The organism is Streptomyces sp. NBC_00370, assembly GCF_036084755.1.
GTDB lineage: Bacteria > Actinomycetota > Actinomycetes > Streptomycetales > Streptomycetaceae > Streptomyces.
In genome coordinates, this window is sequence record NZ_CP107968.1 from 700,771 (window position 1) to 719,155 (window position 18,385).

The 18,385-nt window shown below is 71.8% G+C and carries 16 protein-coding genes; 3 read left to right on the forward strand and 13 right to left on the reverse strand.

All coding sequences use genetic code 11. The features are described from left to right. Nucleotides 1-17: 17 nt before the first annotated feature. The 8 genes from OHS57_RS02940 to OHS57_RS02975 all read right to left on the reverse strand — a co-directional run bounded on the left by OHS57_RS02940 (nt 18) and on the right by OHS57_RS02975 (nt 9,363). Nucleotides 18-1,877, reverse strand: coding sequence for an ABC transporter ATP-binding protein (locus OHS57_RS02940; protein ID WP_328580892.1), 1,860 nt, complete (start codon nt 1,875-1,877; stop codon nt 18-20). 76 nt (nt 1,878-1,953) lie between these two features. After that, nucleotides 1,954-2,946 carry a clavaminate synthase family protein gene (locus OHS57_RS02945; RefSeq protein WP_041998936.1) on the reverse strand — a complete coding sequence of 331 codons (993 nt, stop codon included), beginning with the start codon at nt 2,944-2,946 and terminating at the stop codon, nt 1,954-1,956. A gap of 43 nt (nt 2,947-2,989) precedes the next feature. Next, entirely contained in the window at nt 2,990-3,778 is a 789-nt protein-coding gene (locus OHS57_RS02950; RefSeq protein ID WP_041998934.1) for a hypothetical protein, read from the reverse strand. A 76-nt stretch (nt 3,779-3,854) separates the two neighbouring features. Next, nucleotides 3,855-5,072 carry an FAD-dependent monooxygenase gene (locus OHS57_RS02955; RefSeq protein WP_328580893.1) on the reverse strand — a complete coding sequence of 406 codons (1,218 nt, stop codon included), beginning with the start codon at nt 5,070-5,072 and terminating at the stop codon, nt 3,855-3,857. Nucleotides 5,073-5,126: 54 nt separating this feature from the next. Beyond that, nucleotides 5,127-6,128: a beta-ketoacyl-ACP synthase III gene (locus tag OHS57_RS02960; protein WP_328580894.1), complete on the reverse strand. Its 1,002-nt coding sequence runs from the start codon at nt 6,126-6,128 to the stop codon at nt 5,127-5,129. Then, on the reverse strand, nt 6,125-7,861 hold the full coding sequence (locus OHS57_RS02965; RefSeq protein WP_328580895.1) for an acyl-CoA dehydrogenase family protein: 1,737 nt from the start codon (nt 7,859-7,861) through the stop codon (nt 6,125-6,127). The genes OHS57_RS02960 and OHS57_RS02965 overlap by 4 nt, the downstream gene beginning before the upstream one ends. Before the next feature lie 42 nt (nt 7,862-7,903). Further along, entirely contained in the window at nt 7,904-9,121 is a 1,218-nt protein-coding gene (locus OHS57_RS02970; RefSeq protein WP_328580896.1) for a beta-ketoacyl-[acyl-carrier-protein] synthase family protein, read from the reverse strand. Then, entirely contained in the window at nt 9,118-9,363 is a 246-nt protein-coding gene (locus OHS57_RS02975) for an acyl carrier protein (RefSeq protein ID WP_107070251.1), read from the reverse strand. Before OHS57_RS02975 ends, OHS57_RS02970 begins: the two co-directional genes overlap by 4 nt. Before the next feature lie 247 nt (nt 9,364-9,610). On the opposite strand from OHS57_RS02975, the gene OHS57_RS02980 reads away from it, so the two are divergent. Then, nucleotides 9,611-10,393: an SAM-dependent methyltransferase gene (locus OHS57_RS02980; RefSeq protein ID WP_328580897.1), complete on the forward strand. Its 783-nt coding sequence runs from the start codon at nt 9,611-9,613 to the stop codon at nt 10,391-10,393. Nucleotides 10,394-10,409: 16 nt separating this feature from the next. Here the strand turns inward: OHS57_RS02980 and OHS57_RS02985 are convergent, their stop codons facing one another. Further along, complete coding sequence (locus tag OHS57_RS02985; protein ID WP_328580898.1) at nt 10,410-11,492, reverse strand: aldo/keto reductase; 1,083 nt, start codon at nt 11,490-11,492, stop codon at nt 10,410-10,412. Nucleotides 11,493-11,645: 153 nt separating this feature from the next. Here OHS57_RS02985 and OHS57_RS02990 point away from each other — a divergent pair, with 153 nt between their 5' ends. Then, nucleotides 11,646-12,284 carry a LysE family translocator gene (locus OHS57_RS02990; RefSeq protein ID WP_041998912.1) on the forward strand — a complete coding sequence of 213 codons (639 nt, stop codon included), beginning with the start codon at nt 11,646-11,648 and terminating at the stop codon, nt 12,282-12,284. A gap of 1 nt (nt 12,285) precedes the next feature. Here the strand turns inward: OHS57_RS02990 and OHS57_RS02995 are convergent, their stop codons facing one another. The 4 genes from OHS57_RS02995 to OHS57_RS03010 form a co-directional block, all read right to left on the reverse strand. Further along, on the reverse strand, nt 12,286-12,741 hold the full coding sequence (locus OHS57_RS02995; protein WP_328580899.1) for an ester cyclase: 456 nt from the start codon (nt 12,739-12,741) through the stop codon (nt 12,286-12,288). An 8-nt stretch (nt 12,742-12,749) separates the two neighbouring features. Beyond that, nucleotides 12,750-13,313 carry a YceI family protein gene (locus OHS57_RS03000; RefSeq protein WP_328580900.1) on the reverse strand — a complete coding sequence of 188 codons (564 nt, stop codon included), beginning with the start codon at nt 13,311-13,313 and terminating at the stop codon, nt 12,750-12,752. 127 nt (nt 13,314-13,440) lie between these two features. Beyond that, on the reverse strand, nt 13,441-14,580 hold the full coding sequence (locus OHS57_RS03005) for an RNA polymerase sigma factor (RefSeq protein ID WP_328580901.1): 1,140 nt from the start codon (nt 14,578-14,580) through the stop codon (nt 13,441-13,443). A 38-nt stretch (nt 14,581-14,618) separates the two neighbouring features. Then, entirely contained in the window at nt 14,619-14,957 is a 339-nt protein-coding gene (locus OHS57_RS03010; RefSeq protein WP_041998902.1) for a YciI family protein, read from the reverse strand. 199 nt (nt 14,958-15,156) lie between these two features. Here OHS57_RS03010 and OHS57_RS03015 point away from each other — a divergent pair, with 199 nt between their 5' ends. Next, nucleotides 15,157-18,324, forward strand: coding sequence for a discoidin domain-containing protein (locus tag OHS57_RS03015; RefSeq protein ID WP_328580902.1), 3,168 nt, complete (start codon nt 15,157-15,159; stop codon nt 18,322-18,324). Nucleotides 18,325-18,385 lie beyond the last annotated feature (61 nt).

Genomic DNA, 18,385 nt, shown 5'->3' on the forward strand with positions numbered 1-18,385 from the left:
GCCTGTTGCTGCTCGTGCTACTTGATGAGCAGCTGGTGGCTGGCCAGTTCGCGGTAGAGGGGACTGCTGTCGGTCAGCTCCTCGTGCCGGCCCATGGCGACGACCTCACCGTGCTCCAGCACCACGATCTGGTCGCTGTCCACCACGGTGGAGAGCCGGTGTGCCACCACCAGCAGGCTCCGGTCCGCGCTGACCGCGCCGATGGCGTCGCGCATCAGCACCTCGTTGCGGGCGTCGAGGTTGCTGGTCGCCTCGTCGAGCAGCATGATCGGCGGTGCGGCCAGGAACGTACGGGCCAGGGCCAGCCGTTGGCGTTCGCCGCCGGACAGCAGGACGCCGCCCTCGCCGACCTCGGCGTCAAGGCCGAGCGGGGCGCGCATGATCACGTCCTCCAGGTTGACCGAGCGCAGGATCCCGCGCATCTGCTCCTCGGTCGCTTCGGGAGCGGCCAGAGCGAGGTTGTCGCGTACGGTTCCGGCGAGCACCGGGGCGGACTGTTCGACGTAGCCCAGCGTGTGCCGCAGGGTGCGGCGCGGCTGCTCGCGTACGTCGGTGCCGTCGACCCGCACGACGCCGGACGTGACGTCGTAGAAGCGTTCCACCAGGGCCAGCAGCGTCGACTTGCCCGCCCCCGAGGGGCCGACCAGCGCGGTGCGGGTGCCGCGCGGCACGGTGAGCGACACGTCGCGCAGGACCGTCTCGCCGTCGCCGTAGCCGAAGTCGACGTGGTCGAACTCCAGCGCGGGCGGGAGCTGTTCGCCGTCGGGCCGGGGTTCGTCGGACCGGATCCGCTCGCGGACGGTCAGCCGGCCGGCGGACACCGCGTCACCGGCGGTGTCGCTCTCCTGCGGCAGCAGCAGCACCTCCTCGATGCGGTGGAGTGCGCCGAGGCCGGTCTGGAGCTTGGAGTACGCGGACAGCGCGCGGCCGAGCGGGAACCAGAGGGTGAACAGGAACAGCAGGAAGGCGACCAGGTCGCCGACCTGGATCGCGCCGCTCGCCACCCGGGCCCCGCCCACCCCCAGGACCACGAGGAACGCGACCTGGACGGTGGTCGAGGTGATCGGGTTGATCATGGCCTGGAGCCGGGCGATACGGATGCCGGCGTCGTAGGCGTGCCGGGCGTACCCGTCGACAGCCACGGCCTCACGCTGCTCGGCGCCGCTGGCCCGGATGGTGCGGACGGCGGAGATCGCGCGCTCGACGGCCGAGGTCATCTCACCGACCCGGTCCTGGGCCTCACGGGAGGCCCCGCGGACCCGGCGGGAGAGCCCGACGACCGCGAGGACGCCCACGCCGAGCCCCAGGGCGGTGGCCGCGAACAGCGGCCCGTCGATCAGGAACATCATGACGGCGGAGCCGCCCACCATCACGACGTTGGTCACGGTGTCGAACAGGCCCGAGGTGACGACCGCGCGCAGCAGGGTGGTGTCGGCCCCCACCCGGGAGAGCAGGTCTCCGGTACGGCGCCGGTCGTACTCGGCGATGGGCAGCCGCAGCAGTCGCTCGACGAGCCGGCGGCGGGCGCTGAGCACCATCCCCTCTGCCACGCGCTGCAGGAGGTAGTCGCGGATCCCGCTGAGCACCGCCACCGCCACGAGCGCGCCGACGAGCAGCGCCACCAGGCCGCCCACGTGGTGGTCGGCCTGGATGTCGGACAGCACGTCACGGATCAGCACCGGCTGGCTCAGCGTGAGCAGGGTGACGACCAGGGAGAGCACGGCGACGGTACCCAGGGTCCGCCAGTAGCCGTTGAGGTACGGGATGAGCGAGCGCAGCCCCACGTCCTCGGACCGGATGGTGGGCGAGAGCGCGGGCGGCGCCGCCGCCCCGGTCTGCGGCGCCGCCGGCCGCTCCCTGGTCTCCGTGCTCATCATCGCTCTCCAACTCCTGTTTCGTTACGAGGACTTCACGGGACGGGCAGGCGAGCCCGGCAGGATCCGAACGACCGGCCTAGCCGGCCGCCTCCAGCACGTAGCCGTCGGACGGCCTGAGGGATCTCGAACGGCGCAGGTCCGTCAGGACGAAGGTGCGCTGCAGCCAGCGGTCGGTGCCGTCGTAGCGCGGGGTGAACTCCGTACGGCCGTGCACGGTCACCCGGTTGTCGACGACGGCCAGTTCGCCCGGGACCAGCCGGTGGGTCGTCGCTGTCCGGTCGAAGTGGTCCTGCAGGACCTCCAGCGCTTCGGCGGCACGCTCGGTGACCGGTGTGGTGGCGGCGAGGTCGACGCGGACGTCGGGGTCCCGCCGGTCACCGCTCAACACCGCTGACGGAACGGCACCGTCGGCGCCCTGGCCGAAGGAGGGTGGCGGCGCGGTGACGAACTCCGGTGCCCACAGCGTCTCCACGATCCGCTCGGGCAGCAGCGGCAGCACCTGGCGGACGCAGGCCGTGCGCAGCCCCGCCCGGCCCGTCGGGTCGGCGCGCAGGCACAGCAGCATCACGAAGTCCGGGCGGTGGTCGTGGAAGGCGTTCTCGTTGTGGAAGGTCAGCACGGTCGACCCGGCGTTGCCCTGGAACTCCTCCATACCGGGTACGGGGACGACGTCCTGGACGAGGGCGCCGCCCTTCTCGGGCCGGAAGGCGCCGGGATCGCCGAGGCCGCACGCGATCATCAGCAGCAGGGCGGCGGCCAGCGAACGGTCCCGCTGCACGGACCCGTTGACCCGTGGGGTCGGCGGAAGTTCCATCGCTTCGACCGGCAGACCGCGCAGCAGCAGCGCCCCGTGCGGACCCGAGTTCCGGCGGAAGTCCGCCAGCGTCCGGCGCAGGGCGACCGGGAACTCGTGCCAGGAGTCCCGGGCCGCCGCCACCCATGCGGCGTCGTCGGGCCGCCCCGACGTGCGGTTGGTCAGTTTCCAGGCGATCTCTTCGACGCGTTGTGCGTCCTCGCCGGTGAGCGTCGGGGCGTTCGGCTCGGCCGAACGGCCGGTGTGCGCGGCCATCGTCAGAAATCCTCCGTCCGTGTGGTGGTCAGGGCCCGAAGCGTCAGCTCATGCCTTCGGGATAGGGGTAGGACAGGAAGTCGCGGTCGAGGCGGGCGACACTGCGTGGCAGCCACTTCGCGGCCTCGTGGATCAGGGTGGCCGGCGGCAGCGGGGCCTGCACGTCCACCTGGGTCGGCTTGGCGTGGGTCTGCAGCGCCCAGGCCATGGCGCTCACCGGGGCGATCCGCTCCCAGCGGTGCCGGTCGATGCCGAGCAGGATCATGGCCCGCTGGAAGATGAACCAGATGTGGTACCCGGGGGGCGGGTTGCCGTTCATGGTGTGCACCGGGCGCTCGCGGCGCGGGTCGTAGAGCACACCCTGCGCGAAGTCGGCGTAGGCGGCGACGAGTCCGAGGCTGTTCGGCCGGTACAGGGAGTCGAAGACACCGAGCTGCGCGGCGGACAGCACCGTGAGGGCGCCCTTGAGCGGTGTGACGTACTCGGTGAAGTTGTGCGGGTAGTCGCTGGACGCGGCCATGCTCATCCAGGTGTCGAAGATGACCCGTTCCCAGCCGTCGCCGAGCGCCGTCTCGATGTCGGTGAACGCCTGCGCCAGCTCCGGCGGCGGGTTGTAGAGGGTCGTCTCGTCGAAGTTGTACCAGAGTTCGTTGGCGCGCCGGTCGCCGAGCATGCCCGGCACGTCGGGCAGTTCGCCGCGGCGGGCCGGGGCGGCCTGCGCCGCCTGAGCGGTGGGGGCGAGGGTCAGCAGGCCGCCGGCGCCGAGACCGGCGGCGGCCGCTGTGCCGAGCGAGGTGCGCAGCAGGTGTCGTCTGTCGAGGTGATTGCGCATGGTGCTTCCTGTCCTGTCGTGAGCGGGTAGGGGTGTGGGAGTCGGGCGCCGGTACGGGACCGGCGGGGGTGGTGGATCAGTGCGGGGGGCCTGGTGCGACGCGGGCGAGGCCGGCCTCCGCGTCGTGGCGCTGGATCCAGGACACGTCCTGGACGAGGGACGACATCGGGTCGCCGCCCGTCTTTCCGCCCTCGGCCGGGCGCAGGCGCTGGGAGCCGCCGTCGCGGGAACCGAGCTGTACGGCCGTGGTGTGCGGTCTGCGCACCGCTTCGTAGCGGTGCAGGGCGCCGGCGATCCGCTCGCGCATCGCGGGTGATCCCGGGCGGGCGGCGCCGAGTCCGTCGAGGAAGTGGGCGAGGACCGCCGCGTCCTCGACGGCCTGGCTGACGCCCTGGCCGTGGTGCGGCAGCATCGGGTGGGCCGCGTCCCCGAGCAGGGTGACGGGCCCGCGCGCCCATCTGCCGAGCGGTTCACGGTCGTACAGCGCCCAGCGCCGGGTCTCCCGTACGGCGGCCACCAGTGATTTCACCTCGGTGTTCCAGCCGTTGAAGGCGCCGGCGAGCGCGTCGAGGTCGCCGAGGGCGCTCCAGGACTCCAGCCGCGCCTCTGTGCCGGGCACGATTCCGACGAAGGTGAGATACGCGCCGCCGCGCACCGGATAGGCGAGCATGCGGGCGTGCGGGCCCGCCCACACCAGGAGCGTGTCGCCGGGCAGTCCGGGCACGTCCGCGCGGGCGACCAGCCCGCGGAAGGCGCTCTGGCCGGAGAACACGGGCGTGTCGGGGCCGTGCAGGGTCCGGCGGACCGCCGAGTGGACGCCGTCGGCGCCGATGAGGACGTCGGCCTCCTCGGTGGTGCCGTCCGCGAACTCCAGGCGGACCGCCTGGCCGTCGTCGCTGAACCGCTTCAGCCGGTGCCCCGTGCGCACCGTGCCCGGCGGGAGGAGGCCGGCGAGCAGGGCGTGCAGGTCGGCGCGGTGGATGGTGTAGTACGGCGCGCCGAACTCGGCCAGCCACTGCTCGCCCATGGGCTGGCGCATCAGCGTGGCGCCGCCCGCCCATTCCCGGACCTCCATGGCGACGGGCCGCACGCCGTGTGCGCCCAGGCCCTCGCCGAGTCCCCAACGCTCCAGGATGCGGGTGCCGTTGGGGGTCAGGTGCATGCCCGCCCCTACTTCGGTGAGGGCGGGGGCCTGTTCGTGGACCAGCACCTCGTGGCCCTTACGGGTCAGCGCGACGGCGGCGGCGAGTCCGCCCATCCCCGCGCCGACGACCGCGATCCGCGCTTTCGGCACTGCGCTTTCCTTTCCGCTCAGGTCAGTTGGTTCCGTCATGTCCGTCGCACTGCCTCAGGTCCTTACGTCGCAGACGGGTTCGACGCCCGGCCAGACGACGGCGGCGGATCCCCAGGTGAGGCCGCCCCCGAACGCGGTCAGTAGGAGGCGGTCGCCCGCGGTGATCCGACCCGCGACGGCCGCGTCGGCCAGGGCGAGCGGGATGGAGGCCGCGGCGGTGTTGCCCACGTCGGCGATGTTGGCGACGACGCGCTCCTGAGGCAGGCCGAGCCGCTTCGCCACGGAGGTGAGGATGCGGAGGTTGGCCTGGTGTCCGACGAACGCGTCGACGTCCGCCGGGTGCCAGCCGGCCCGCTCCGCCACGGACCGGGCGGAACGCGCCATGGTCGTGACGGCGTGGGTGTACACCTCGCGGCCCCGCATGGTCAGGTGCGGACCGTCCGGTGGGATGGTGATCAGGTCGCTGCCCGTTCCGTCGCTGCCGAGTTCGGCGTGCAGCACGGCGCCCGGCTGGTCCGCCCTGCCGCGCTCCAGTACGACGGCGCCCGCACCGTCACCGAACACCACGGCCGTGGCCCGGTCGGTGGGGTCGACGATCGTCGAGTAGACGTCCGCGCCGATGACCAGGGCCCGTTGGCACGTACCCGCGGTGATCATGGCGGCGGCCACGGTGAGCCCGTAGACGAACCCGGAGCACACGGCGGACAGGTCGAAGGCCGCCGCCTCGACACCGAGCCGGGAGGCGACCGAAGGGGCGGTGGCGGGGCAGCGCCGGTCCGGGGTGGTGGTCGCCAGCAGCACGAGGTCGCAGGTGTCCCGGCCGGCGGACTTCAGCGCGGCGGCGCCGGCCGCGACGGCGAGGTCGCCGGTGCCGGTGCCGGCCGCCGCCCGGCGGCGCCTCTCGATGCCGGTACGGCTCTGGATCCAGGCGTGGTCGGTGTCGAGGTGCTGTGCCAGATCGTCGTTGGTGACGACGGTCTCCGGCAGACACGTGCCGAGTCCGGTGACGACGGCGGCGGTGTCGGCGGCCTGATGGGGCGTGCGCTGACCGGTCATGCACGGGCCTCCCGTTCGGGTGCCGTCGGCCGTGTGGCCACGGGCGGCGGTGTGTCATGGGCCGCGGCCAGATGACGCTCGGCGAAGTCCTTGCCCGCGATCGGCGCGGTGATCAGTTCCTCCGGGACGCCGAGCGCCTCCAGCAGTTCGAGGGCGTCCAGCGGGGGGCTCGCCGCCGCGCGGTGGCTTTCTTCCAGCCGCAGCAGGTCGTCCGCTTCGAGGATCCCGGCGCGCAGCGCGGTCAGGGCGTGCTCCAGCAGGCAGGCCGCCGCGTACTGGTCCAGCAGTCTGCCGCCCAGCTGTCCTCCGGGGTGGGCGGCCCAGTGCCCGACGGCGAGCGTCTGGTGGACGGCGCGGGTCCAGCGTGCGCTGTCCTCGCCGGGGCCGTGCTTCTCGACACGGTCGAGCAGGACGTCACAGATCGCGCGCAACTGCCGCAGGGCGGCGGGAGCGCCGGGCGGTCCTGCCGCCTCGTCCAGCACCGCGTCGAACTCCGCACGCCGGCGCAGGGCGTAGCGCGATGCCTGGTAGCCGAGGACGGTGTTGTCGCCGCCGAAGGTGACGGCGATCTCGTAGTCGTGCAGCAGCGGGGTGATCTGGTTGGCGTCGTGGTAGCCGAGGCCGCCGCACAGTTCCCGGGTCTCGGCCAGTGTGTGCCGGGCGTCGCCGGTGGTGCCGGACTTGCCGCAGGAGATGAGCGCGTGCAGCACCTGGTCCCCGGCGGGCGGGTCCTGGGCGGCCCGTACGGCGGCCAGGGACGCCAGCGCCTCCATGGTGTGCGAGGAGGCCAGCGCCCGGCACACGGCGGTCGACAGCCGCGTGCGGTAATGGGCGTGTCCGATCAGGGGGGTGCCGAAGGCTCGTTTGACCACGGCGTACCGGGTGGTGACGGCGCAGGCGAGGAGTTGGGCGTGGGCCGCGCCGACCGAGGGGAAGAGCCGCTCGTGGGTGAAGGTGGCCAGGCATTCCTCGAACCGCCGGTGTCTGGGCAGCGGGGAGCTGTAGACGCCGTCGGCGTCGACGGCCGCCCAGCGGTTCATGAGGGCCGACAGCGGCAGCCGGCAGTCCTCGAAGGACAGGACCCCGGTCTGGTTGGCCGTCACCCCGCCCTTCGGCTCGGCCCGTCCGACGCTCACCCCGGGCAGTACCGTGCCGTTCTCCCGCAGCGGTACCCGGATCCAGTGATGGCCTTCGTCCCGGCCGGCGACCACGAGCCGGCACAACACCATGGCCACGTCACCGCTGTGGAGGCTGTTGCCGATCCACACCTTGCTGTCGCCCGGCTCGGGGGTGCGCAGCACAAGGGTGCCGTCCGCATGGTCGTAGGTGGCCGTCGTCCGTACCCGCTTCAGGTCCGAGCCCGCGTACAGCTCGGAGGCCGCGAAGCAGTAGACCTTGGCCATCCGGTCGATCTCCGCGCCGTGGGCGCTCAGTTGCTCCTGGCCGCCGTGGCTGAGCAGGGCGTCGCCGGCGATCTGGTGCGAGACGAGTACGTTGAGCAGGGACAGGTCGTAGGCGCCGATCCAGCCCATGGTGCGCAGGAAGTCGGGGAAGGCCGCACCGTCGCCTCGCCCGAGCCACTGCGAATTCGCCGTGAAACCCGCTTCATTGAGCAGTCGTGCCCGGCGCAGCGTGAGCAGGCCGTACTCGCGCAGGCTCAGGCCGGGCGGCCGGACGGGCGCGAACTGGGGCCCGGCGAGCGCCCGGACCAGTTCTTTCTCGCGTTGCGTCATGGTCTCCCCCTGGAATGCGTTGCACGGGTCGGTGATGGAGGGTCAGGCGTCCAGCACCAGGGCGCAGTTGCTGCCTCCGAAGCCGAAGGACGTGCTCACGGCAACCGAGGCCCCGTGGCTGCGGGCGCCGCCCAGCACCAGATCGAGACCGGGCAGTTCCGGGTCGGGGCGCTCGGTGTGCGCGATCGGCGGCAGGGTTCCGGTGCGCAGGCTGCGCAGGGTCAGCACGGCCTCGATGGCGCCTGCGGCGCCGAGCGTGTGCCCGAGCAGCCCCTTGTTGGCGGTGACCGACGGGCCGTGCGGGAACAGCCGGGCGATGAGCCGGGCCTCCGTCAGATCGTTCTGCGGGGTGGAGGTGCCGTGCGCGTTGACGGTCCCGACGTCGGCGGCACCGACGCCTGCCTGCTCCAGCGCCTGCCGTACGGCGGCCTCGGCGGACGCGCCGTCGGGGCGGGGCGCTGTGGGGTGGTGGGCGTCGGACGTGCTGGCGTAGCCGAGCAGCCGGCCCAGCACCTCGGCGTGCCGGGCACGGGCGCCCGACGGTTTCTCCAGCACGACGGCCGCCGCACCCTCGGAGATGACGAACCCGTCGCGATCGGCGTCGAACGGCCGTGAGGCGTCGGGCCCCTTCTGCTGCGACAGCGCTCCCATGCGGGCGAACCCGGACACCACGAGGGGGGTCACCCCGGCGTCCGTGCCGCATGCCACGACGATGTCGCAGACCCCGGCGTCGAGGAGGGTCTTTCCGAGGCCGAGGGCGACGGCGCCCGAGGCGCAGGCGGCGACCACGGTGTGACTGGGGCCGGTGATGCCGTACCGCTGGCTGATGGTGCCCGCCGCCATGTTGACCAGCGAACGGGGGTGCATGTACGGCGAGACCAGCTCGGGTCCGCCGCGGGTGAGCCGCTCGTTCTGTTCGTGCAGGGTCGTCACGCCACCGAGTCCGCATCCGACAACGACGCCGACGCGGCCGCCGTCCCAGCTCCCGGGGTCGAGTCCGGCGTTGTGCAGGGCCTCTTCGACCGCGACCAGGGCGAAGCGGATGAACGGGTCGGTACGGGCGGTGCCCCGTCCGGTGAGCTGTCCCGGGCGCAGGGGCGGCACCCGCAGGCTGTGCCGGACACCCGTGCCGGCCAGCGGCTCCTCGTCTCCGGAGGCCGGCGACCTGGCCGCGCACAGGGCGTCCCAGGTGGAGTCGGTGTCGGTGCCGGCCGGAGTCACCAGTCCGGTGCCCGTGACGGCGACGGGGCCGCCGCTCACGCCGCTTCCAGTCCCGATCCGGCCAGGGCGACGACGTCGCCGACGGTCAGCTCCGCCATCCGGGTCTCCTCGTCGCCGAGGTCGGCCCCGGTCTCCTCCTTGATTCTGACGATCAGTTCAGCCACCGCCAGGGAGTCGAGTTCGAGGGTGCGCAGGCGCACCCCGTCCGAGATCTCGGCAGGGTCCACCTCCAGATCCTCGGCCAGGATGGTGTGCACGATCGTCCTCGCGTCCATGCTCATGGCGTCACCTCTGTAGGTCATCGGGTCGCGGACCGCCGCTGTACGACGCCCCCGCAACGAAGTCGGACCTACTGTGCTGGCGGCCGATATGGGCCACCTATCGCGCGGTTATCGCGGCGCGGGCCCGGCGGACACCACGCCTGTCCGCGGAGACACAACACTTGCCCCGGCGGACAACCTGATCGATCACACGCGTCGCGGTGGGGCCTGTGGCGCGGTGGGAGCGTTCTGGCTAGCCTTGCGGGGCATGACGCGAGTGAAGCCACAGGTCGACACCAGCACGTCGCACCCCGCGCGGGTCTACGACTGCCTTCTGGGCGGCAAGGACAACTATCCGGTCGACCAGGCGGTGGCGGACGCTCTTCCCAGGGGTTCCGCGGAGCATGCCCGGCAGAACCGCGCGTTCATGCACCGGGCGGTCGGGTGGCTGGCGCACGAGGGCATCGACCAGTTCCTCGACATCGGCACCGGCATCCCGACCGAGCCGAACCTGCACCAGATCGTGCAGGACATCACCCCGCGGGCGCGCGTCGTCTACACGGACAACGACCCCATCGTGCTGCGCCACGCCGAGGCGCTGCTGATCAGCCGGCCCGAGGGCGCCACCGACTACGTCGAGGCGGATGTGCGCGACCCGGAGGCCGTCGTCGGGCACGCGCGCGGCTTCCTGGACCTCACCCGGCCGGTCGGGCTGTCCCTCATCGGGCTGCTGCACTTCCTCCCCGACGAGGACGACCCGTACACGATCGTCCGCACCCTGGTCGGGGCGCTTCCCGCCGGCAGTTATCTGGTGCTGTCCCAGGCGGCCTCCGACATCGCTCCCCCGGAGTTCGCACGGAAGGGGGCCGAGGAGTACAAGAAGGGCGGCATCCCGATCCAGGGCCGTACGGGCGAGGAGTTCCGCCGCTTCTTCGACGGGCTCGACCTGGTCGACCCCGGGATCGTGCCGGTCCCGGAGTGGACCCGCGACGCGCCGGCCCACCCCGTGGCCGACATCTACCTCTACGGCGCGGTGGCGCGCGTCCCGTAACGAGCCGCCGGGCGGGTCAGTAGCGGACGTCGCTCGCCAGCAGCGGCGGATAGACGGTGGACGGCTCACCGTCCACCGTCGTGCCCGCGAACTGCAGCATCGCCCGCGGCGCCCCGTGCATCGGCGCCGGGTAGTTCAAGGCGGGGGCCGAGACCTCGTCCAGCGTCTGCAGCTGTTCGGGGCTCAGGGTCACCTCCAGCGCGGCGAGGTTGGACTCCAGGTGCTCGACCCGCCTGGCGCCGACGATCGGCACCACGGTGCCCTCGCGGGCGCGCAGCCAGGCCAGCGACACCGCCGCCGACGTCGTACCGAGCTGGCCGGCGACGGCGGCGACCGCCTCGATGACCGCGTACTCCTCCTCGCCGGGCCCGCCGACGAAGGCGGTACGGGCCGAGTCGGTGACCTCGGTGCCCCGCCGGTACTTGCCGGACAGGAACCCGTTCTTCAGCGGGCTCCACGGCACGAGCGCCATGCCCTGGTCACGGGCGAGCGGGGCCAGTTCGCCCTCGACGGTGCGGGCGAGCAGCGAGTACTCGACCTGGAGCGCGATCAGCGGGGTCCAGCCCTTCAGCAGCGCCGTCGTCTGGGCCTGCGCGGTGACCCAGGCCGGGGTGTTGGAGAATCCGATGTAGCGGATCTTCCCGGCCCGCACCAGGTCGTCCAGCGTGCGCAGCGTCTCCTCGACCGGGGTGTGCCGGTCCCAGTTGTGCAGCCAGTACACGTCCAGGTGGTCGGTCCGCATCCGGCGCAGGCTCTCGTCGAGCTGGGCGATGATCGAGGAGCGACCGGCTCCGCCACCGTTCGGATCGCCGGGGAAGAGGTTGGCGAAGAACTTCGACGCCAGGACGACGCGGTCGCGCCGGCCGGGCCGGGCGGCGAACCAGTCGCCGAGGATCCGCTCCGAGTGGGTGTTGGTGTAGAAGTTCGCGGTGTCGACGAAGTTCCCGCCCCGGTCGAGGTAGGTCTCCAGGATCCTCTCGGACTCCTCGACGTCGCAGCCCGCGCCGCCCGGGTCGGCCCCGAAGGTCATCGCGCCGAGCGCGAACGGACTGACCCGCAGTCCCGAGCGGCCCAGGGTGACGTAGTGGTCGAGTGCCATGACAGTGCTCCTAGGGCGTTGTGGAATGAATACCTCCATCGAAACGCGGAGCATCGGACGTCGGTAGATCAATCCGCGCTGTGTCGTGCACAATCCTCCGCGCACAACGAACTCTCGGCCATTCGTGCATCGTTCATATGCTTATATAGATTCATGGTGTCCACTGACCGGCTTCTCGCATTCGCGGCCCTGTCGTTCCTGCTGATCGTCATTCCCGGCCCCAGTGTGCTCTTCGTGATAGGGCGGGCCCTGGCACAGGGGCGCCGCGCCGCGCTGACCACGGTCGTGGGAAACACACTCGGGGCCTATGTACTCGTGGTGGCCGTGGCTCTGGGGGTAGGGGCCGTGGTCGAGCGATCGGTCCTCGTCTTCACCACGCTGAAGCTCGTGGGCGCCGCGTACCTGGTGTACCTCGGCGTGAAGGCCGTACGCCAACGCGGCTCGCTACAGGCCGTGTTCAGCGCAGAGAAGACCGAGCGGAGCGGACTGCGCACCCTGGGGGAAGGGTTCGCCGTCGGTGTGGCCAATCCCAAGACCATCGTGTTCTTCGCCGCCGTACTGCCCCAGTTCGTCGACCGTGCGCAGGGGCACGTCGCGGTTCAGATGCTGGTGCTCGGCCTGGTCTTCAACATGATCGCCGTGGCCTCCGACACCGTCTGGGGACTGGCCGCCTCCACCGCGCGGGGCTGGTTCGCACGCTCTCCGAAGCGGCTCCGCGCGGTGGGCGGTCTGGGCGGCCTCACGATGATCGGGCTGGGCGTCACCGTGGCCGCGACCGGCCGCAAGGACTGACTCAGGCGAAAGCCCCGGGAATCGCGCCGAGTTGTCTCAGCTGCGAGAGCACATCGACAACTCCCCACGTTTCGACAATGCGGTCGTCCGCGAAACGGAATACGAACATCTCGTTGTACGTGACGGCGTTTCCGGTCGGCGCGAGACGCAGGTAGTCGCCCCGGTGGGTACCGGTGACCGTATTCCTGCAGACGGCCTTGTCCCCCTCGACAATGACATCCTCCACCGCGACATGAAGGTCGGGGAACGCCGTGAGGAGCGTGGTGAACACCTCCTTCAGCGCCTGCGCCCCGGTCGCTCCGACCGGCAGCGGCGTACGGATCACCACGTCCGGCGCGAAGACCTCGTCGATGGCCTGCCGGATCAGCTCCGCGTCACCGCTGTTGACGGCCTCGTGCAAGTGGCGCAGCGTCGCCCGGTAGTTGGTGGCACGTGTCGTGGAACGAGTCTCTGACATCCGGCTGCTCACTTCTGGAGGACGGCCTGGATCTCCAGGCTGATCGACACCTTGTCGCCCATCACGACACCACCGCCGTCGAGCGCGACGGTGTCGCCGATGCCGAACTCGCGCCGGCTGAGCCGCGCGGTCGCGGAGAAGCCGACCCGCCGCCCGCCGAGCGGGTCAGGGCCGAACCCGTTCACCTCCAGGGTCAGCGGCACCTGCCGGGTGACGCCGTGGAGTGTCAACTCACCCTCGACAAGAGGCCTTTCCACGCTCCCGCGCACACCGGTGGACCGGTAAGTCATCGTCGGGTACCGCTCGACGTCGAAGTACGAGGCGGAGCGCAGGTGCTTGTCGCGCGCCGCGTTTCCGGTGTCGATCGACGCGACGTCGATGGTCGCCGTGACGGACGAACCCAACGGGTCCTCGCTCGTGACGATCGTGACGTCGTGGTCGGCGAACCGCCCACGGGCCTTGCCGATCATGAGGGACCGCAGGGAGAACGCGACGTCGGAGTGGACCGGGTCGGCCTTCCAGATCCCGGTCCGGTAGTCCGGGATCGCCACGGTCGCCGGGTTGCTGCTCATGGTCTTCCTCCATGGGTGTGATGCCGCGCCCGGGTGACACGGCCGGGGCGACGACGTGCGGAAGGCACGTTCGCCGGTCGCCCGCGTCAAAGCGACGAACGGCCACCCGCCCGGGGGACAGCTCCGGTCAGAGGTCTTCGAGCCGCCGGGTCAGGAACCGCCGCTCGGGGGTGGAGGTGGCCAGCTCCAGCGCCCTGCGGTACGCCGCGCCGGCCTCGGCGCCACGGCCCAGGCGCCGCAGCAACTCGCCGCGCGTCGAGTGGAAGTAGAGATAGCCGTCCAGGCCGAGACCGTCGACGGCGCGCAACGCCGCCGCCGGGTCGCCGGCTTGGGCGACTGCGGCCGCGCGGTTCAGCTCGACCACCGGGGATCCGGTCAGTTCGGCCAGCCGCCCGTACAGGGCCGCCACCCGCGGCCAGTCGACCGGGTCCCGCGCCTGCATCGAGGCGATCACCGCCTGGACGACATAGGTCCCGCGCCCGCCCAGTGCGACGGCCCGGTCGAGCACCGCACGCCCCTCCGCGATCTGCCGCATGTCCCACAGCGACCGGTCCTGGTCGTCCAGCAGCACCAGGTCGTCGCCGGCGAACCTGGCCGCCCGGCGGGCATGGTGAATCATCATCAGCGCCAACAGGCCGTGGGTCTCCGGCATGTCCGGCGTGAGCGCGGCGAGCACGCGCCCCAGCCGGATGGCCTCGGCGCCGAGGTCGACCCGGCCCCGGTACCCCTCGTTGTAGATCAGGTAGAGCACGGCGAGCACCGCGTCGAGACGCTCGGGCAGCAGCCGCGCGCCGGGCACGGCGAACGGGATCCCGGTCGCCTTGATCTTGGCCTTGGCGCGCGACAGCCGCCGCTTCATGGTCTCCTCGGGGACCAGGAACGCCTGGGCGATCTCGGCGGTCTCCAGACCGCCGAGCGCCCGCAGCGTGAGGGCCACCTGCCCGGCCGGCGGCAGCGCGGGATGGCAGCAGGTGAAGATCAGCTCCAGCCGTTCGTCCTTGATCACGGTGAGCGCGGCCCCGTCGATCGCTTCGAACTCGTCCACGACCGCCTCCGCCACCGGGAGCAGCCGGATCTTCTCGGCCAGGGTGCGGTCCCGGCGGATCCGGTCGATCGCCTTGTTGCGGGCCGTCGTCACCAGCCACGCGCCGGGATTCGCCGGCACACCGGACCCGGGCCAGCGCGACACCGCTGCGGCGAACGCCTCCTGCGCCGCCTCCTCGGCCCTGTCGAAGTCGCCGAGATACCCGACCAGCGAGGCCAGCACCCGGCCCCACTCGTCCCTGAAGACCTCCTCGAGCGCGGTCAGTACCGCTCCACCGGCCTGATCTCGACACCGCCGCCGAGCCGGGCGGTCGGGATGCGCGTCGCGAACTCGATCGCCTCGTCCAGATCGGCCGCCTCGACCAGGCAGATACCGCCGAGGACTTCCTTGGTGTCGGCGAAGGGACCGTCGGTCATCAGCGTCCGGCCGCCGGCCACCCGTACGCCGGTCGCCGTCTCCGCCGGTCCCAGCTGGGCGAACCCGACGACCCGCGGGTCGTCGGCCAGCGTCAGGAACTCGGCGTACGCCGCTTCCCGTTCCACGTCCGACAGCGTCTCGCCGTGGCCGGGCTCGGCGTAGATCATCAGGGCGTAGCGCATCTGGGTCCTCCGGAGTCGGTGATCTCTCATCTTGACGACGAACGGGCAGCGGCGTAAGGGACACCCCCGGCCGAGAACTTCCGTGGAGCCGTCGCGCGAGTTCCGCTCTCCCGACTCTTGACGATTTCGCTTCCGTATACGAAGAATGAGCCCACCTTGACAACGTTGTCTTGAGTTCGATCCCAGGAGGCGCATCCGCGTGAACCACCACCCGGCCGAGCTGAGCAGACGCCGATTCGCCCAACTGGGCGCCGTTACCGTGGCCTTGGGGGCAGCGTCCTCCCTCGGCTCCTCGTCGGCCGTCGCCGCCGACCGGTCGGGCGCCCACCGGCCGGGCGGTAGCAGGCCGTCCGCCCCCGACGATGTCGCCGGCGCCTACTACCAGGCGCTGCTCACCCACACCCAGTGGTCCGAGACCCAGTGGGACGCCGCCAAGGGCTACTACACGGCCAAGGACTTCGGCTTCGCCGTCGTCCTCGGCAACGCCCTGCTGCTGACCCGCGGTACCTACGACGCCAAGAGCGCGGGTGTCGACGAGAAGACGCTGCTGTCCCACACCTTGGACACCATCAAGCACTTCGCCGCCTCCAACCGCCTCACCGGCGGTACCGAATGGGGCCGCACCCTCTTCTTCGACACCACGTTCCAGCTCTACTTCGTCCTCGCCGCGCGCCTTCTGTGGGACCAGTTGGACGACGCGACCCGCGCCAACGTCGACACGATCGTGCAGGCGCAGGCAGAGTTCACCACCGGTCTCGGCACGGGCAACGACCCCGCGTCGGGGACCTGGACGCCGAACGGCCTGACCGGCGGTTTCGTGGGGGACACCAAGCTGGAGGAGATGGGCGTCTACGCCCAGTCGCTGGCCCCGGGTCTCGCCTGGGCCTCCAGCAACGCGAAGTACCCGCAGTGGAAGGACGCCTTCGGCCGGTGGAGCCGTAACGAGACGGGGCTGCCCGCAGCCGACCGGGCCAATCCCGCCAAGGTCGACGGCGTGCCCATCAGCGACAACACCGCGCAGAACCTCTACGACACCTTCATCGTCGAGAACCACGGCTCGTTCGGGCCGCACTACCAGTCCGAGCTGTGGCGTACGTCCGGACGCAACGCGGCGCACTTCATCACCGCGGGCCGGCCGCTGCCGGAGGTGCTGACAGCCCAGCCGAACGCCGGGCTGCTCTGGGACACCCTGCTCACCGTGATGAGCGACTCCGGTGAGCCGCTGATGCCGATGGTCAACGACCGTGAGCACCTGTACGGACGCGATGTCATCCCGATCGCCTTCCTCGCGCAGGTGCTCGGCGACCGGGCCGCCGCACGCGCCGAGGTGGCGCTGTCCGAGCGGCTGGCCGCGTACCAGGCGTACCCGCCGGTCAACCGGCTGACCAAGTTCTCCGGCGAGCCGAAGTACGAGCCGGAGGCCCGCGCCGAGGTCGCCATCAGCTACCTGCTGCACGAGTGGCGCGCCAAGCAGGGCAAGGCCGTCCGCCCGCTCACCGAGAAGGAGTTGTTCGCGCAGGCCAGCGGCGTGCGTGACTTCGGCACCGCGCCCGGTCTCGTCGCGCACCAGACCCCCGCCGCCTGGGCGGCGGCCGTCAGCAAGGCGGGCTTCGTCAAGTTCGCCTGGCAACCCGCCCACGACGACTGGCTGTTCGCCCTCGGCGGCGCCACGCCCATGTTCCTGCCCGTGAGCACCGGCACGCCGAAGGCCCGGTCCGCCGTCACGTACAGCGAACCGCGTGACGGTTTCGACGCGAGCGCCACGCTCTTCACCCTGCCCACGGGCTTCGCGGGATTCACCACGCTCCCGTCGGGCGCCGTCGTCTACGCGACGAGCGGTACGGGCTCGGGCGAGGGCCACCTCGAAGTGCACAACTTCACCATGCCCGGCATCGCCGGGCTCGACGGCGGCCGTACGTACACGACGGCGGAGGGCAAGAAGACCGTCGCCGCCAAGGACGGCGGCTCCACGACCCCGCCGCCCGCCACCGGGCGCACGGACGAGGCCACCTTCACCAAGGCGTCCTTCCGGCACGTGCGGATGCTCGGCGTCTCACCGGATCCCAAGTACGGCTACTCGCTGTACGCGATCGAGGTGCGCGACGGCGCCGACGGCACCGATCTCGCTCGGGGCGGTACCGCGACCGCGTCGTCCGCCGACACGGGCAAGGGCGCGCCGCTGGCCGTGGACGGCGATCTCGCGACGCGCTGGGCCGTCTCCATGGCCGACCGGCCCAAGACGGACAGCTGGCTCAGTGTCGACCTCGGTGAGGAGAAGGCCTTCGACCAGGTCACCCTGCGCTGGGAGTCCGCCGCGGGCCGCGCGTACATCCTCCAGGGTTCGGCCGACGGGAAGACCTGGACGGACCTGACGCGCTACCCGGAAGCCGATCTCACCAGCACCGGGCGCTGGGTCTCGGTCGACGGCAGGGCGGGCCTCGTCGTACGCGGCGCGAAGAACCCGATCGCCGTCTACGGTGACACGCTCGTCCTCTCCGACGGCCCCGCGGAGTCCGTGGTCGTCGAGGGGTACCCGGACGGCGACCCGTCGAAGGTGAAGGCGGCCGAGGCCCGTAAGGCACCGACGTCCGCGCACGCCGATGTGCGCGCGAGCACGGCGGGCGGTCATCTCAGCCTCTTCAACCTGTCGGCCACCGCGGTGACCACCACGGTCTCCGTGCCGCAGGACACCCGTTCGGTGCAGCTGTACGCCGGTACCCAGACGGTGACGTCCGCCGGTACCGACTACAACGCCGTGCTCCCCGCCGCGGGGGCCGCGGTCGCACCCGCCCGCTTCGTCCTGCGCGCGGCGGGCCTCGGACGGGTGCCCACCGGGCTGCGCGCCGAGGTCGTGGACGCGGCCACGCTCACGCTGACCGGTCCTTCCTGCCTGCTCGTGGTCACCACGCCGGGCGGCCACACCACTCTCGCGAGCGTGCGCCGTGGCCGTACGGAGCGGGTGTCCGTGTCCGGGACGGCCGCCTACCCGCTCGCCGACGCGGCGCTCGGGCGCATCACCTTCCCGACGGCGCCGCTCCCGGACGGCATGTCCGACCCGGCAGCGGCTGTCGACGGTGACCCGCACACGTCGTGGACGCCGGGGGCCGAAGGCCGCATGGTGGTCGACCTCGGGGCGCCGACGGCGATCAAGGAGATCAGGGTCGGCTGGACGAGCGGGCACGCGCCCACGGCGCAGGCCGAGTTCAGCGCCGACGGGCTGTCGTACCAGCCGGCCGGCACCCTGCGGACGAAGGGGCAGAACGCGACACTCGCCGCGAAGGGCACCGCCCGCTACGTGGCGCTGAAGGTGCGGGGCAGGGGCGCGCACGACGCCCGTGTCGTGTCGCTGTCCGTCCTTCCGGCCTGAGCGGCGGCTTAGCTTCCGGCCCGGGCAGCGTCAGGGCTCCCGGGCCGGGAAAGGCGGTGCG

Bases quoted from the DNA above. Each gene is read 5' to 3' on its own strand.
- OHS57_RS03000 (WP_328580900.1), bottom strand. From the start codon at position 13,313: ATGAGCAGCAACCCGGCGACCGTGGCGATCCCGGACTACCGGACCGGG.
- OHS57_RS02940 (WP_328580892.1), bottom strand. From the start codon at position 1,877: ATGATGAGCACGGAGACCAGGGAGCGGCCGGCGGCGCCGCAGACCGGG.
- OHS57_RS02965 (WP_328580895.1), bottom strand. From the start codon at position 7,861: ATGACGCAACGCGAGAAAGAACTGGTCCGGGCGCTCGCCGGGCCCCAG.
- OHS57_RS02960 (WP_328580894.1), bottom strand. From the start codon at position 6,128: ATGACCGGTCAGCGCACGCCCCATCAGGCCGCCGACACCGCCGCCGTC.
- OHS57_RS02975 (WP_107070251.1), bottom strand. From the start codon at position 9,363: ATGAGCATGGACGCGAGGACGATCGTGCACACCATCCTGGCCGAGGAT.
- OHS57_RS02990 (WP_041998912.1), top strand. From the start codon at position 11,646: ATGGTGTCCACTGACCGGCTTCTCGCATTCGCGGCCCTGTCGTTCCTG.
- OHS57_RS02945 (WP_041998936.1), bottom strand. From the start codon at position 2,946: ATGGCCGCGCACACCGGCCGTTCGGCCGAGCCGAACGCCCCGACGCTC.
- OHS57_RS03010 (WP_041998902.1), bottom strand. From the start codon at position 14,957: ATGCGCTACGCCCTGATGATCTACGCCGAGCCCGGCCACGGCGAGACG.
- OHS57_RS02950 (WP_041998934.1), bottom strand. From the start codon at position 3,778: ATGCGCAATCACCTCGACAGACGACACCTGCTGCGCACCTCGCTCGGC.
- OHS57_RS02985 (WP_328580898.1), bottom strand. From the start codon at position 11,492: ATGGCACTCGACCACTACGTCACCCTGGGCCGCTCGGGACTGCGGGTC.
- OHS57_RS02995 (WP_328580899.1), bottom strand. From the start codon at position 12,741: ATGTCAGAGACTCGTTCCACGACACGTGCCACCAACTACCGGGCGACG.
- OHS57_RS02980 (WP_328580897.1), top strand. From the start codon at position 9,611: ATGACGCGAGTGAAGCCACAGGTCGACACCAGCACGTCGCACCCCGCG.